Source organism: Acinetobacter sp. YH01020, from assembly GCF_013420275.1.
GTDB classification, from domain to species: domain Bacteria; phylum Pseudomonadota; class Gammaproteobacteria; order Pseudomonadales; family Moraxellaceae; genus Acinetobacter; species Acinetobacter amyesii.
Map to the genome: position 1 here is coordinate 1 of NZ_VOYN01000012.1, position 16,217 is coordinate 16,217.

General features: G+C 39.1%; 15 protein-coding genes. 8 read left to right on the plus strand and 7 right to left on the minus strand.

All coding sequences use genetic code 11. The features are described 5' to 3' along the window. Window positions 1–38: 38 nt before the first annotated feature. The 3 genes from tnpA (at window position 39) to rsmD (ending at window position 3,199) form a co-directional block, all read left to right on the plus strand. On the plus strand, window positions 39–437 hold the full coding sequence (gene tnpA / locus FTT85_RS06670) for an IS200/IS605 family transposase (protein WP_180164054.1): 399 nt from the start codon (window positions 39–41) through the stop codon (window positions 435–437). 164 nt (window positions 438–601) lie between these two features. After that, the gene (mrdA, locus tag FTT85_RS06675) at window positions 602–2,644 is read left to right on the plus strand and encodes a penicillin-binding protein 2 (RefSeq protein WP_180183175.1); all 2,043 of its coding nucleotides are present in this window, start codon (window positions 602–604) and stop codon (window positions 2,642–2,644) included. Window positions 2,645–2,647: 3 nt separating this feature from the next. Continuing rightward, window positions 2,648–3,199: a 16S rRNA (guanine(966)-N(2))-methyltransferase RsmD gene (gene rsmD / locus FTT85_RS06680; protein ID WP_168378319.1), complete on the plus strand. Its 552-nt coding sequence runs from the start codon at window positions 2,648–2,650 to the stop codon at window positions 3,197–3,199. A 56-nt stretch (window positions 3,200–3,255) separates the two neighbouring features. On the opposite strand, the gene FTT85_RS06685 is transcribed toward rsmD, so the two are convergent. Then, window positions 3,256–3,753: a hypothetical protein gene (locus tag FTT85_RS06685; RefSeq protein ID WP_180063480.1), complete on the minus strand. Its 498-nt coding sequence runs from the start codon at window positions 3,751–3,753 to the stop codon at window positions 3,256–3,258. A gap of 199 nt (window positions 3,754–3,952) precedes the next feature. Here FTT85_RS06685 and FTT85_RS06690 point away from each other — a divergent pair, with 199 nt between their 5' ends. After that, window positions 3,953–4,690 (plus strand): sulfite exporter TauE/SafE family protein, encoded by a 738-nt coding sequence (locus tag FTT85_RS06690; protein WP_180183176.1) that lies wholly within the window; start codon window positions 3,953–3,955, stop codon window positions 4,688–4,690. A 190-nt stretch (window positions 4,691–4,880) separates the two neighbouring features. Then, window positions 4,881–5,210 (plus strand): hypothetical protein, encoded by a 330-nt coding sequence (locus tag FTT85_RS06695; protein ID WP_078189873.1) that lies wholly within the window; start codon window positions 4,881–4,883, stop codon window positions 5,208–5,210. Between the two features lie 94 nt (window positions 5,211–5,304). On the opposite strand, the gene FTT85_RS06700 is transcribed toward FTT85_RS06695, so the two are convergent. After that, window positions 5,305–5,883: a 1-acyl-sn-glycerol-3-phosphate acyltransferase gene (locus FTT85_RS06700; RefSeq protein WP_180183177.1), complete on the minus strand. Its 579-nt coding sequence runs from the start codon at window positions 5,881–5,883 to the stop codon at window positions 5,305–5,307. A gap of 280 nt (window positions 5,884–6,163) precedes the next feature. Between FTT85_RS06700 and FTT85_RS06705 the strand changes: the two genes are divergently transcribed. Continuing rightward, complete coding sequence (locus tag FTT85_RS06705) at window positions 6,164–6,646, plus strand: copper resistance protein NlpE (RefSeq protein WP_180183178.1); 483 nt, start codon at window positions 6,164–6,166, stop codon at window positions 6,644–6,646. Between the two features lie 95 nt (window positions 6,647–6,741). Here FTT85_RS06705 and FTT85_RS18685 read toward each other — a convergent pair whose 3' ends face one another. Then, entirely contained in the window at window positions 6,742–8,706 is a 1,965-nt protein-coding gene (locus tag FTT85_RS18685) for a YadA C-terminal domain-containing protein (protein WP_257232105.1), read from the minus strand. Between the two features lie 512 nt (window positions 8,707–9,218). Here FTT85_RS18685 and FTT85_RS06715 point away from each other — a divergent pair. Next, the gene (locus FTT85_RS06715; protein WP_111885656.1) at window positions 9,219–9,593 is read left to right on the plus strand and encodes a hypothetical protein; all 375 of its coding nucleotides are present in this window, start codon (window positions 9,219–9,221) and stop codon (window positions 9,591–9,593) included. A 427-nt stretch (window positions 9,594–10,020) separates the two neighbouring features. Here FTT85_RS06715 and groL read toward each other — a convergent pair whose 3' ends face one another. From groL to FTT85_RS06735, 4 genes are all read right to left on the minus strand, one after another. Next, on the minus strand, window positions 10,021–11,655 hold the full coding sequence (gene groL, locus FTT85_RS06720; protein ID WP_180063476.1) for a chaperonin GroEL: 1,635 nt from the start codon (window positions 11,653–11,655) through the stop codon (window positions 10,021–10,023). Window positions 11,656–11,728: 73 nt separating this feature from the next. Next, window positions 11,729–12,019, minus strand: coding sequence for a co-chaperone GroES (groES, locus tag FTT85_RS06725; RefSeq protein WP_180183179.1), 291 nt, complete (start codon window positions 12,017–12,019; stop codon window positions 11,729–11,731). A gap of 183 nt (window positions 12,020–12,202) precedes the next feature. Next, entirely contained in the window at window positions 12,203–12,988 is a 786-nt protein-coding gene (locus tag FTT85_RS06730; protein WP_180026656.1) for a metallophosphoesterase, read from the minus strand. Continuing rightward, the gene (locus tag FTT85_RS06735; RefSeq protein WP_180049104.1) at window positions 12,969–13,907 is read right to left on the minus strand and encodes a diacylglycerol kinase family protein; all 939 of its coding nucleotides are present in this window, start codon (window positions 13,905–13,907) and stop codon (window positions 12,969–12,971) included. The genes FTT85_RS06730 and FTT85_RS06735 overlap by 20 nt, the downstream gene beginning before the upstream one ends. A 412-nt stretch (window positions 13,908–14,319) precedes the next feature. Between FTT85_RS06735 and FTT85_RS06740 the strand changes: the two genes are divergently transcribed. Further along, entirely contained in the window at window positions 14,320–16,152 is a 1,833-nt protein-coding gene (locus tag FTT85_RS06740; RefSeq protein WP_180007483.1) for a phosphoenolpyruvate carboxykinase (GTP), read from the plus strand. Window positions 16,153–16,217 lie beyond the last annotated feature (65 nt).

A 16,217-nucleotide genomic window follows, 5' to 3' on the forward strand; every position in this document is an offset into this window, starting at 1 on the left:
AATATGTGATATATTATCACCGAATAAGCCATTTAACAATGACAGAAATATACAAAAACCGACATTCAGCCTTTAATTTACATGTACATTTAGTATTTATCACTAAGTACAGAAAAAAGATTTTAGGTGAATCACATCACAAATATTTTAATGAGTGTGTATCTGAAATATGTAAAGATTTTGATGCGGAATTAAAGGAATGTAATGGTGAGGCTGATCATATTCACATGCTTATCCAATACCCACCAACAGTTCAACTGAGTAAGTTGGTGAATAATCTAAAATCAGTAACAAGTAGAAGAATGCGGAATGAATTTTTAGATTTACGTGGTAGCTATGCAAAGCCTATTTTGTGGTCACGCTCATATTTTGCAGGGTCGTGTGGTGGTGCGCCTTTGGACATTATTAAAAAATACATTCAAAACCAACAAGGTTAAAACCGTGAAATTCACCTCCACCCTGACTGTCGGGTGGAGTCCTCTTTCACTTTAAGATAGACTGCAATCACAGCAGAGTCTTTTTTATTTATCAAAAAAATGTCAGTTGCGCTAGAATATGCCTCTTCCGTTATTTTAGCTCTCAGTCTTTAAGTCGAACGCGTATGAAGCAGCATTATCCTTTAAAAAATGTCCAGCAAGAAAAGCGGATTTATCGTAATCGCGTGGTGATTTCGATAGGGATTGTCTCCTTCTTTATGCTGTTGCTTGTGGCACGTTATGCATATTTGCAAATCAAGAGTTATGAGACCTTTTCAACTGCTGCAGATCAAAACCGAATTCGACTGCAACCACTTGCACCTTCTCGTGGTTATATCTATGACCGTAATGGCGTGTTATTAGCCGATAATTATCCGGTTTTCTCAGCAACCATGAGCCGTGCGGATGTTGAAGATATCGATGATACGGTAGAGCGCCTAACACCCTTATTAGAGCTTACATCTGAAGATATCGAACGCTTTAAAAGTCGAATTAAAACCTCTAAAAAGACTGAACGTGTTTCGATTAAACTGAATTTAAATGAAAATGATATCGCCCGTTTTAGTGAGGTGAAATATCAATTTCCGGGTGTCAATATAGAGACCCAAATGACTCGCTACTATCCACATGGCGAACTATTTGCCCATGTGATTGGCTACGTGGGTCGTATTAATGACAAAGAACTAAAATCGATTGATAAAGATTTATACGCTGGCTCAAACCTGATCGGTAAAATTGGCGTTGAAAAATCATATGAAGAACTTTTACATGGTATGCCGGGCAATGAGTCGGTTGAAGCCGATGCCTTTGGTAATGTGTTACGCCATTTAGGTCGTAAAGATCCGATTCGTGGTAATGACTTATATTTATCCCTAGATTATGGACTGCAAATGGTCGCTTCAGAGCAGCTTGCAGATCGACGTGGTGCGATTGTTGCGATTGACCCACGTACTGGGGAAATTCTTGCTCTCGTTTCTAGTCCAAGTTTTAACCCTAACTTATTTGTTACCGGGATTAGCAGCAAAGATTATTCTGAACTGCGTGATAGCCTCGATCAGCCATTATATAACCGTGCTGTGCAAGGGGCTTATCCACCGGGTTCAACGATTAAGCCAATGTTTGGTCTAGGTGGTATTCATTATGGTCTAGTGGATTGGAGTACAGCCATTTCCGATCCGGGCTATTTCACGCTTCCGGGTGACAGCCATCGTTTCCGTGACCACAAAAAAACTGGTCATGGCTCAGTTAATTTACACAAAGCTCAAGTCATTTCCTGCGATACCTATTTCTATGTCTTGTCCTATCGTATGGGCATTGAAAAAATGAATACTTGGATGCGTCAGTTTGGCTTCGGTGAAAAAACCGGTGTAGATTTACCAAGTGAAAGTACGGGGCTATATCCAAATCCTGAATGGAAGCTCCGCACACGGAAGTCCAACTGGCTTAAAGGTGAAACGATTTCCGTCAGTATTGGTCAGGGTGCATTTACTGCAACACCATTACAACTGGCGATGGCGACTGCTATTACCGCCAATCAAGGCTCACATGTTACACCTCACGTTTTGCGTGAAAGTAAAGGCGCTAAGGTTCATAAAGTCCATAACGCCCCGAATGGTCGCATTCAATTTAATGGTAAGCCAGATGATTGGATCAAAATGCGTGATGCCATGATTGATGTGGTTCAAACAGGGACAGGTCGTGGTATTCGTACCCCAATGTATCAAATCGCAGGTAAAACAGGGACTGCACAGGTTAAAAGTATTGCTCAAGGTAAACGCTATAACGAGTCCTTATTGACAGAGCGTCAGCTTGACCATGGTTTATTTGTTGGTTTTGCCCCTGCGGAAAAACCTGAAATTGCCATTGCCGTCGTTTGGGAAAATGGTCGTCACGGTGGTTCTGCTGCTCAAATTGCGAAACCGATGTTTGACTACTGGTTATTAACACGTAAAAAGAATCCAATTCGTCCTGCTAGCCATCAAATTAGCGGTGGTCTCATGACTGCGGGTCTAAAACCAAGTGAGTTGCCAAGTGGCTCGAATATTTTATCAGCCGATCCAAATGCGAGCCCAACTGCACAGCAGAATAATAGTGCAACTCAACAACCGAATAGTGCAAATACAACACCTCGTGCTGCCAGTGCCGCACATGCAACCGATGAGGAATAATTCATGAAAAATCAATTAAGAATCATTGGGGGTGAATGGAAACGCCGTCAATTGCCTTTTGCCAGTATTGACGGTTTACGCCCTACACCTGACCGTGTCCGCGAGACATTATTTAACTGGCTCATGTGGGATGTTCAAAATGCCAAAGTCCTCGACCTGTGTACAGGTTCAGGGGCATTATCGTTTGAAGCACTCTCACGTGGTGCAGCAGAAGCCGTTTTAATTGAACCTGATCGCACCCAAGCGAAGTTTCTCATGGACAATTTAGAACTTTTAAGAGTTAGCAAACAACGTGTGCAACTCAAAAACATGACGGCACAACAAGCCATTCCTAACTTGAAAGATCAATTTGATCTGATTTTCTTAGATCCCCCTTATAGTCTTGATTTATGGCAAGAACTTGCTGAATTGGTCGATCCGTGCATTGCAGACAATGGTTTAATTTATATCGAAGCTGACCGTGATCTTGCTCAGTTAAAGCTCCCGAGCAGTTGGCAGCAAATCAAACAAACCAAAGCAGGTACGGTACGTGCAGGCTTATATAAAAAGGCTTAATGTAAATGCACACAAAAAAGGACGTTAATGCGTCCTTTTTTATTACTTGAAAATCATTAAACCTGTGGTCGAAGTGGACGCTGGCTGTTAAATCCACCCGGGGTTTTAGCTTTATCCACGGGCGTTACTTTAGGACGTTGTTGCTGTGGTTTTTGCTGCTGGGGCTTGCTTGTATTGGGTTTAGCTGGCGTCTGAGGCTTTGCGCTTGGACGATGCACATTTGACGGATGCTGAGATGAAGGATTCTGTACATTCGGTTTATGCGCATTTGGTTTATGCACATTCGGTTTATGAGTATCGTCTGGACGGTTATTCGAATTCGATCGTGGTGAGTTTGGTCGATGTTGCGGGCTATTCACTCGACTATATGAACGGTCATAACGCTGACTTGAGTCATAGCGCTGTCCGTATGAACCATCATATTGACCTGAATAACCATATTGATTTGCATAGCCATATCGATTCGATTGGTATCGACCATCATCAAATGGCGCCACGACACACCCTGTAAATGTAACTGCAACCACAGATAGCAAAGCAACTTGTTTAAGCATGTGTAGCACTCCTCTTTGATGAAGAGCATTTTCACTTATCGAAATGAATTTAATTGGAAGTCTGTGTACATCTGCTGTATTTAAATATTCATGTTCTATTCATGATTTGATGTCCAATTTTGCTACATTTACTCAGTCAGCCACATTTATATAGAAAAATTCACTACAATAGCGCCACGTATTTCAAAGCTGTAATTTAATGACTTGGCTGATTTTTATTCTTGGTGCCATCTTTGCGGGATTCGTACAAGGATTAACAGGGTTTGCATTCGCCCTTATCGCAATGTCATTTTGGGTTTGGATACTCCCCCCGCAAATAGCCGCACCCTTGGTGGTCTGCGCTTCAGTTTATAGCCACTTCATCTCATTATCATCAGAACGTAAAAGCATTCCGATCAATAAAAAAATCATTTATCCCTATTTAATTGCAGGAATTTTAGGTGTACCGCTCGGCACCTATTTATTAGACAGCATTAATCCAGATACATTTAAATTGGTTTTGGGCGCTTTTTTAATGTTTTGGTGCCCAATTTTATTTTTTAATCCGAAATTTTCATTCATCCAAAAATCAGGGAAATGGGCGGATTCTAGTATTGGATATATTGCTGGGATCTTGGGTGGTCTCGGTGGCTTTTGTGGCGCATTACCCTCTGCATGGCTCATGCTAAAAAATACACCCAAAGCAGAACAACGCTATATTTTGCGACATTTCAATTTAGCCATTCAGCTCGTCACACTCATTAGCTATCTGCTACAAGGGATCATCCATCGTGAACATCTGACCTATTTAGCCGTGCTTTTGGTGATTATGGCTTTTCCAGTGATTTTTGGTGCCAAACTTTTTTATCGCATTTCAGAACGCCAATTTAAACATATCGTGTTAGGGCTATTATTTTCTTCAGGCTGCTTCTTGGTGACGATGAGTATCTTAAGCTGATGACTCAAAACCAAAAGATATTTATCTAGATGATTCTAGAAAATCGCCTTCTCAGTTAGATATTCACATCTTGTAACAATGACACAGTTCACATTTAAATAAAAATTAGCCAAATGGTAAAAAAGTAATTAATTTTTCTGACGAATATTAATAGAATATTGCACCTCATAATTTTGCTTAAAATAAAACCATGAAAAAGTTCATCCTGCTTGCAGGTGTGACTCTGCTTAGCGGCTGTATGTTTGGCACGTCCAGCGAAATTAAAAAAGCTGAAAAACTACTCTCCCATTTTCAATGCAATAATATTGAAAGTTCACATATGACTCATAGCTCGATTACAAGTTTTCATGAAGAAAAACTGGCATCAAGTAAACAAAAAGTCGTGTCGTATATCGACAGTTATAAAGAAGGCGAAAAATTATTTCGTATCCCGCTCATCGATGTGGTTGACCAGCAATACATTATTTATAAGGCGGCATGTCAAAATCTGGGCGGTATCCATCCCGATTTTAATGATTAATTTCAATATAAAAATCTAAACAGAAGAATCTAAATAGAAGAATCTAAACATAAAAAAGGACAGCCGATGCTGTCCTTTTTTTTGGATTGTTGGATTAGTGATAGCGTGTATCGACACTGAATTTTTCAGGAAATTTGGCATGTATTTGCGCGTAAAAATCCATGATTTCAGCCATATCTTTTTCATAATCGCCTGTAGGATAAACAATTTTACCCACCCCAGTCTTTTTCTGCGTATAGTCCATATAGGCTAAAGCAATCGGCACACCCGCTTGCATAGCAACATGGTAAAAACCAGTTTTCCACTTCTCTTGTTTGGCGCGTGTCCCTTCTGGCGTCACCAACATGACCAATTTTGGATGATGCTTGAACAAGTCAGCCATCAGCTCAACCATACTTTGACGTGCTTCACCATCTTGTTTTGGACGACGATTAATACCAATTCCGCCCATTGCACGTACAAAAGGCCCAAACGGGAATTTCATATAACTGTCTTTAATCGTGATACGAACATTTACCCCTAACGCTTTCAGGGCAAGACGTGCATAAAGTGCATCCCAATTACTGGTATGTGGCGCTGCAATCATGACACATTGGTCGATATTTAAATCCCAATGGTTATCAATTTGCCACCCCATTAAGTTCAGACTTTTTTCCGCTGTTTTTTCAAACACAATTTGCACCGACAGTTTTTTCTATGCCACAGAGTTTAACAACGCAAAATAATTATAAAAGCCTATATTGTTCAGTAATCCACCAATTAATATATAAATGTCCTTTAGCGTTCACTTTTAGGTAAATCACCAATATTTCACTATTTACGAATTTTAAAAATCAAATGTCTGCTTTGATGTATTAACCAAACACACAATTATTAACAGGAATAGGCTATTTTTCTTGAGCAATAAAAGCCACGCTTAGCATTATATTGGGTACGTACGGTGTATAAATCTCATGAAAAAACTAATCCTCGCTCTCTGTATGGTCAGTGCAACCCTAACGGCATGTTCAAAGACCAGCAATGAATCTGAAACTGCGACACCACCAGATAATAACGTCATTGCCAATACCGACGCTGCCTCAGAAAGCCCGATTGCCACAGGTGATAACACCGAAAATGCACTTGATTGGGCGGGTGAATATAAAGGGATCCTGCCCTGTCATGATTGCAAAGGAATTGAAACCGAACTTGAACTTAAACTTGATAAGAGCTATGAACTCAGCCAAGAGTTTTTAGGAAAGCCTGCAAACACTGAAAATAAAGTGAAAGGCAGTTTTAAGTTTTTGCCAGATCAACCTGGGATGATTCAACTTGATGCCCAAGGCGACAATCGAATTTATTTTGTAGGCGAAAACTTTATTGAGCTTCGTGGTGATAAAGGTGAAAAATTGGAAATGCCTGAATTTAATTTCCAGCTCACTAAAAAGCTTGATTAGCGTTTTTATTTAACATTTGTAGTCATATATTAGTCATAAAAAATCCCCGCAAAAGCGGGGATTTTTTGTTTAATCCAAATGTATCAACGGGTTAATTATTTTCCGCCAAATACATAAGAAAGACCTACACGACCACCAACTTCGCTACCGCCAGCGAAACCAAGAGCAGCACTTAGAGAAGTACGGCCATCAGCAAATACGCTTGCAACACCTAAAGCACCAGCAGACTCACCTTCATAGTGACCTACACCACCAAATACTGCGAATTGACCAGCACCGATGTTAGGAATTTGTTGTTGAGCAGCTAATGCAATTGCCACACCACGGTAAGCAGTTTTTTCTACGTCATCAACACGTGAATTTAATTGATCAACACGTGAATTTAAATTAGCAGCAGTAGTATTGAATTGAGTTAAACGAGCGTCAACTTCAACAATTTTAGTGTCTACTTCAGCAACTTTAGCATCGATAGCTTCTGTTGCTCCTGCTACAGCAGTATCAACTGAAGTTTTAATACCATCTACAATACTAACACCGCCAATTTGATAGTCAGCAGCATTGATCACGCCAGTAGTTGTAATGCCACCAGCAGTAATTGTAGTTTTCTCAACTGTTGTTTTACCATCAGCAGTTACAGTTTTGCTAACTTCAGTACCGTACTTGTTTGATTTGTCATCATTAGTACCAATTACACCAGTTGAAACTTGTTGTTTAGTTTCAGAAACTAATTCGCTGCTGTTTTGCTTACCAAATTTTTCTGTATCTGCACCTGTACTAGATGTAACACTTGCATCAATACGATCTTCTTTAGTCGTAACAACTGATTCTTTATAAGTAACATTTTTATTTGTTACAGTATTATGCACAGATGCATTGTTAACTAGACCAGTTGTGAAGTTAGCTGTACCAGTTTTATCGTGCGTACCGACTGCTGGAGTTGCACCTGCGTATGCAACTAACTGATTATTAGCACCGACTTCATACCATTGTGTAGTAAAATCTGTACCTGGTACGTCGTTATATACTTCTACTAATTTTTTACCATCAAAGTTATAACTACGTGTTTTTTGTGATACTGAAGTTTCACCACTACGGCTATTTACAAGCACACTTCCGTCAGTCTGTAATATTCCACTATTTAAATCAGCTAAAGCAATACCATTACCAGTCATCATCACAACATTATTGTTGTCACGAGCACTTACACCATAGATGTTTTTTGCTGGATCTAGGTAAGGATCTGCACCGTTAATACCATTTTTGTAATCGCCAGTATTTGCAATGATACCCGACTGTACATAACGAAGATCATTTGAAACAACGCCGTTAACTCCATCGAATACAGCTTCAACTGGTTGATTATTCGCAGTCGGTGTTACAACGTTACCTTGTGCTTGACCAGCAATTTTACCTGTTTGACCTTGGTAACCGTAAAGTACGTGCTCACCATTGATTACTTTATTTTCATAACCAGTATTAGTTGTGAAATCACTACCTTGTAACTGACCACCACGCTCTAGCGACCAAATTGATTTATCTTGAATTGCTTCAGCACTAATTTGATTATTAGCAACTAATACATTGCTTGCATTTAACGTAAATGTACCAGGTACATATTGTTGTGATTCAACTTGTTGCAAACGGTAGACAGTAGTGCCATCTTTACTTGTATATTTAAATACGTCGTATTTAAAATCAGTTCTACCTGCTTCACCAGTAACTGCCTTTGAACCTAAATCAATACCAACCAATTCATTTGCACGATTGGTTATATCGCTTAGAAGTGGTAAATAGTCAGAAGTAATTTTATTAGTACCTTGTGTATTAGTATTATAAGTAGAAGCTAATTCACTGTGTACTGGAGCATATACTAGGTTTGAATTTGCAATTCTGGCACCAGTACTATCTTCAAAAAAATTATCACTGTTGACAAACTTATTATCGACAAGATTTTCAGTTACTTGAACAGGTTTTGCTTCTTGAACAACGACTGCTGCATTTACGGTTGATACTGCTGCTACTGCTAAGCTTGCTGCTAGAAGTGATTTCTGAAATTTCATACAAATTCCTTCAATTTTTATAAAAAGACTGGTAGACCCTAGGATGATGTTTACCAGCGAAACTTTTACGAATGCGTACTTATCGTCTGGAGAATCCGCAATTCATAGCCAACCGCCCCTGCGGTTCTGTGGCAATAATATACAAAATGAAACATTAATATCAATCAAAATTTGATTTATTTTTAAATAAAAAATACTTCAATTCTTTTTTTTATACAAAAAATACTATAATTTATTGTTTTTTTTGATATTTTTTATATAATACAATTAATATTAAAGAATTATATTTCCTTTAACTTTTACTCTTTAATCAATCAATATTTGATTGCTCGTAAACACGTATCGTTTATCCTCCTTACAAAAAATTACTCTTATTTATCAATAATTAGACGAAAAATGATTGTTATTTATTTGGCTATTTCCTACAATCAACATTTAAAATTTACCGAACTCTTATCGACATTCTGTTACATTTGAGAGTCCTTAATTATTGTAAGCAGAATCAATGAAATATGAGTAATCTACAAGAAAAGTTAGCTTTTAGTGAACGCTTGAAACAGGCACTAATAGATTCAAATCACCCTATTAGCCCAACTTATTTATCAAAAGAGTTTAATCATAGATATGATGGCACTCCTGTTTCAGTGCAATCGGCAAATAATTGGTTATTAGGTAAAGCGATTCCAAATCAAGATAAACTGGCTATTCTTTCTATTTGGCTCAATGTCACTAGCCAGTGGTTACGCTTTGGCGACAACACATTAGGATCATCCAATCTTGAGTCAAATGATCAATCAGAACTTGATTATTTTTTAAAATTTCGGACATTGAATGCGAGTCAAAAACAAATCATCAAAGATTTAATTGACCAATTCATTCAGAGATAGAACTATCCTTATTCAACAATTTTAAATATTTTTTATTTTCAAGTTCGTAAAAATTAATTCTCTCTTCATAGTCACGTATTGTCTTATAAAGCATCTGTAACTCTTTTTTACTCACGAGAATTTTTTCACAATTGGGATCGAATACTTTTGAATGTTTATTCATACATTTTATTCGCTTACCGTCTTGATTTATCATTGCTATTCTTATAAAGAACATGTTGATAAAATCATAAATTAAAATTTTAAATATTCCAATATATAAATCATACAAATCAATAACAATTTCTTATTCTCAATATAAAGAATAAAAATGATCACATGTTTTATATTAATTTACCCCATATTATTCAGATTAACACAAAATTACAACATACATCACAAAAAAAACCCTGCAAAATGCAGGGTTTTTTATTTAGTAGTAATTAGCTTACATCATACCGCCCATGCCACCCATACCGCCCATATCAGGCATAGCAGGTTTGTCTTCTGGGATTTCAGTAATCATACATTCAGTTGTAAGCATTAAGCCCGCAACAGATGCAGCATGCTCAAGCGCAGAACGTGTTACTTTCGCTGGGTCAAGAATACCCATTTCAAGCATATCGCCATACTCTGAAGTTGCAGCGTTATAACCAAAGTTACCTTCACCGTTTTTCACAGCATTGATTACAACTGATGGCTCATCACCAGAGTTTGCAACGATTTGACGAAGCGGCGCTTCAATCGCACGACGTAAAATGTTGATACCAACATTTTGGTCATCGTTAGCACCAGACACACCTTCAAGTGCTTTTGCAGCACGTACAAGTGCAACACCACCACCTGCTACAACACCTTCTTCAACTGCAGCACGAGTTGCATGAAGTGCATCGTCAACGCGATCTTTCTTCTCTTTCATTTCAACTTCAGTTGCAGCGCCGATTTTGATTACAGCAACACCGCCTGCCAATTTAGCAACGCGTTCTTGAAGTTTTTCTTTGTCGTATTCTGAAGTAGATTCTTCAATTTGCGCACGGATTTGAGTTACACGCTCAGCGATTTGGGCAGCATTACCAGCACCATCAACAATCACGGTGTTTTCTTTAGAAACAGTCACTTTATGAGCTGTACCTAAATCTTGAAGAGACGCTTGTTCAAGTGACATGCCTACTTCTTCAGAAATCACAGTTGCGCCAGTTAAAATCGCGATATCTTGAAGCATCGCTTTACGACGATCACCAAAACCAGGTGCTTTAACAGCACAAACTTTGATAATGCCACGCATGTTGTTTACAACAAGAGTTGCAAGTGCTTCACCTTCAACATCTTCAGCAATGATAAGAAGCGGTTTACCTGTTTTAGCAACAGCTTCAAGTACAGCAATTAATTCGCGGATGTTGCTGATTTTTTTATCAACAAGAAGAATGTATGGGTTTTCAAGTTCAGCTGTTAGTGTATCTTGTTTGTTTGCAAAGTAAGGGCTGATGTAACCACGGTCAAACTGCATACCCTCTACAACATCTAGAGAATCTTCAAAGCCTGAACCTTCTTCAACAGTAATTACACCTTCTTTACCGACTTTTTCCATTGCTTGAGCAATAAGTTTACCAACAGTGGTGTCAGAGTTCGCAGAAATAGAACCAACTTGTTCAATCGCTTTAGAGTCAGATGCAGGTTTTGCAGTCGCTTTAATTTCAGCAACTACGGCTTTAACCGCGATGTCGATACCGCGCTTAAGATCCATTGGGTTCATACCCGCAGTTACTGATTTAATCCCTTCATTAAGAATTGCTTGTGCAAGAACAGTTGCAGTTGTTGTACCGTCACCCGCAATATCGTTGGTTTTTGAAGACACTTCACGAACTAGCTGAGCGCCCATGTTTTCAAACTTGTCTTTTAACGTGATTTCTTTAGCAACAGAAACACCATCTTTAGTGATGTGCGGCGCACCGAAAGAACGGTCGATGACAACGTTACGGCCTTTAGGACCTAAAGTCACTTTTACAGCATCTGCAAGTACATTTACACCCGCGATCATTTTTGAACGCGCTGAATCACCAAATTTTACGTCTTTAGCTGACATGTCTAACTCCGAATCTTTTTAAATTTTTTAACAATTTATGATGAATAAAAGGGTCTAAATGCGTGTACGAAACTTAAGCTTCAAGTACCGCTAAGATGTCAGACTCTTTCATAATAAGAAGCTCTTCGCCTGCTACTTTTACTTTTGTACCGGCATAAGTGCCAAACAATACGTTGTCACCAACTTTAACGTCTAATGCACGTACGCCATTGTCAGTTAGTTTGCCATTACCTACAGCGATTACTTCGCCTTGAGCAGGTTGTTCAGCTGCTGAAGTACTTAAAATAAGACCACCAGCAGTTTTAGTTTCCTTTTCAACACGGCGAATCACAACGTTGTCATGCAAAGGACGAATATTGCTCATAGTTAACTCCAGACTAAGTCTATTTACTAGATAAAAGACGATGACATTTTGATTTCCATAAGCCATCGACAAAAAATAATTTAGATGACACTTTTGTGGGGATGGAATAAAACGCTTCAAGGGCAAATTCTAAATTTTTTCATCTTTTTGTATTTTTTTTCTTCAAAATTTAAATTTAAAGGATTAAAGCTCATCCAAAACATGAGTGCTGAGATTTTCTTCAAATATTTTTAACTTTGAATGATAAAAATAATGTCGCACATTCATCTGCTCATCAATGACATTAAAACTGTTGGCAAGGTTCTCATGTAGGCGATATGACGTCGCTGTGCCTGCATGAATATCCCAAACGGGATGATCAACGCCTAAAGCATAAATTTGATTGAGGTCATAGCTGGCTGGAACATGTAAATGTCCATGCAATAAACCATTCAAACCGTGTTGACTCCACTGTTCGAGCGCCAAACGCCCTTGAACAGGACAATCTTTCACACCATGCGGGTCATTGGGCGGCGTATAAAAAGGTTGATGCGCTATGATTAATTTCACTTTATTGGGCGGCGCATGTTTAAGTAACTCGTCGACATAATGTATTTGCTCGAGCGACACATGCCCTCGCGTATGGTAACGACGACGAATACTATTGATCCCAATTAAGTAGAAATGCTCGGTTTCCAGTACATTTTCCATGGCACCAAAAAATAGTTGATAACGTGCAAAAGGACTAAAAACACGGTTCCATAAATGATACAGTGGAATATCATGATTCCCCGGCACAACGATATATGGCAGCTTTAAGCTTTCTAAAAATTGCTTACATGCATAAAACTGACGATAGCGCGCACGTTGGGTCAAGTCTCCACTGGCAACCACGGCCTCGATACGCTGTTCACGACAAAATTGCTGAATAGCGCGCATACACTCTGGCTTTTCAGTGCCAAAATGCAGATCAGACAGATGCAGTATCATGTGGCACCCGTATCTTTAAGGCTTGTTTTTGCACTCGAATTTTAAGCGGTGGTTTCATTTCTACAATCTCACCATCCACAGCAACGGTCATTTTCTTTCGTTGGGTATGTATCGTGACTTCATCAGCAGCAAAACTATACACATCTGGTGCATTGTCGATATTGCCACGGATCAACTGCCATAAAATTTTAAATAAAGTTTTCTTATCACTTTTTGCAACCACCACACCTGCAACTTTACCTGCCTCTGCATCCTTAGCAATTTGCAAATTTAAATCGGCCAATTGCAATTGGTTATTGCCAAAAAAGATCAAAGGCGTTTTGACTGGATAAATATGATGATCGACTTCAATTTCCAATTTCAGCTCTTTACGATCTCGAATCAGTACATCCAAACCCGAGGTATAAGCATGTAATGGGAAACGACCAAACTTTTGATTATAAAACTCTCTTTTTTGTATAAATAAAGGATACAAGCCCAAACTGGCATTGTTTAAATAGATATGTTCGTTGATTTGCGCCACATGCACCTGTCGATTATTGCCTGTCGCAATCACCTGTGCCGCTTGAATTAAATCGAGAGGAATATTGAGTACGCGCGCCACATAATTAAATGTGCCCAAAGGTAAAATCCCCATTGGAATATCGGTATGCATCAAACGGTGAGCAACTGCATTTAAGGTTCCGTCCCCGCCTGCCGCAACGACAACGCCCAAATTATCGGGGTCTTGGTGGCGTGCAAACACCTTGCTCATTAAAGTATCAAAACTGGCTTCTTGCCCAAGCTCAAATGACTGTATTTCGAAATCATGATCGGATAATATCCGCACAAGTTCCTCATAGACTTCATCTTTGTTTGCAGCATGAAATCCTGATTTTTTATTATAAATAATAGATAAAGGCTTGGCTTGTTTAATCACTTTTTATACATCTTGGCCGCTTAGTTTTGTATTTTGTCGAATTTAACAGCAAATAATAGCGCCTTTATGTAAAAATCGAATTACCACCATTTATTTAATCAATAATAATTCTCAAATATCAAATACATGCAACTTTTTGTTTTTATTAAAAATAACTATATAAAATATTGTCCATCACATTAATAAATAAAGTTAAAATTCGCCATAAAATATAGTAAGTTATTGTATTTTATTTATATTTAACTTAAATAGCATTAACTACCAAAAAAAATCTACCACTTCTTTAGTCTTATTTTTTTTATGATTTTATGCTTTAATACAGCCACTTTTTTTCATCTTTTATCTGCATGATGTATCCCATAATGCAGATTATACTTTGTACGGTTAGTACATTTTTGAGATAGGCCTCACCATGACCCAAGTGAACGCACCAGAATTCGTTCGTCACCCTAAGCTCATTGCTTGGGTGGAAGAAATTGCCAAATTAACCAAACCAGCAAAAATCGAATGGTGTGACGGTAGCGCAGAAGAATATCAACGTTATATCGACTTGATGATCGCTAACGGCACTATGCAAGAACTTAACCAAGAAAAACATCCTGGTTCTTACCTTGCTAATTCTGATCCTTCTGACGTTGCTCGTGTTGAAGGTCGTACTTACATCTGTTCTGAAAAACAAGAAGATGCAGGCGCAACAAACAACTGGGAAGCTCCAGCTGAAATGCGTGCTCGTCTGAATGGTTTATTTGACGGTTCAATGAAAGGCCGTACTTTGTACGTAGTTCCTTTCTCTATGGGTCCTTTAGGTTCTCATATTGCTCACATCGGTATCGAACTTACTGATTCTCCTTACGTTGCTGTAAGCATGTCTAAAATGGCTCGTATGGGTAAAGCTGTTTATGACGTACTTGGTACTGACGGTGACTTCATTCCTTGCGTACACACTGTTGGTGCTCCGCTTGAAGAAGGTCAAAAAGACGTTGCTTGGCCTTGCAACCCTGAAAAATACATCGTTCATTACCCAGAAACTCGTGAAATCTGGTCTTACGGTTCTGGTTACGGCGGTAACGCATTGTTGGGTAAAAAATGCCTAGCTTTACGTATTGCATCTTCTATGGGTCGTCAACAAGGTTGGTTAGCTGAACACATGCTCATCCTTGGCGTGACAAACCCACAAGGCGAAAAACACTACATCGCAGCTGCATTCCCTTCTGCGTGTGGTAAAACAAACTTCGCGATGTTGATTCCACCAGCGGGTTACGAAGGTTGGAAAATTGAAACTGTAGGTGACGATATTGCTTGGATCAAACCAGGTGAAGATGGTCGTTTATATGCAATCAACCCTGAAGCTGGTTTCTTCGGTGTAGCACCTGGTACAAATACCAAGACTAACCCGAACTGTATGGCGACTCTTCATAAAGACGTAATCTATACCAACGTTGCTGTAACTGACGAAGGTGAAGTATGGTGGGAAGGTCTGACTAAAGAAGCGCCTGCTAACTTGACTAACTGGAAAGGTCAACCACACACCGGCGAAGAAAAAGCAGCTCATCCAAATGCTCGTTTCACTGTTTCAGCTGGTCAATGTCCTTCTATTGATGCCGACTGGGAAAATCCAGCAGGTGTTCCAATTTCTGCGTTCATCTTCGGTGGTCGTCGTGCAGACACAGTGCCTCTAATTTCAGAAGCATTTGACTGGGTTGACGGTGTTTACAAAGCTGCAACTATGGGCTCTGAAACAACTGCTGCTGCTGTTGGTCAACAAGGTATCGTTCGTCGTGACCCATTCGCAATGCTTCCATTTGCGGGTTACAACATGGCTGACTACTTCTCTCACTGGTTAGAACTTGGTGAAGAAGTTGCTGCTAAAGCTAAAGCTGCTGGCAATAAACTTCCTGGTATCTACAACGTGAACTGGTTCCGTCGTGATGCTGAAGGTAACTTTGTATGGCCTGGTTTCGGTCAAAACATGCGTGTTCTTGAGTGGATCATTGACCGTTGTGAAGGTCGTGCAGACGCTGTTGAAACACCTATCGGCCTTGTTCCAACATACGAACAATTGAACTGGACTGGTTCAGACTTCACTAAAGAGCAATTCGAGCTTGTAACTTCTCAAGATAAAGATCAATGGATCAAAGAACTTGAAAGCCACACTGAATTGTTCAACAAACTTGGTGATCGCTTACCAAAAGCACTTAAAGTACGTCAAGACGAACTTTTAGAAGCTGTAAAAAAATCTGCTTAATCCGCCTTTAATTTCCCTCCTTTAAAAGAGGGATTAAGAAAGATTTAAAAGACCGCCTTGCGCGG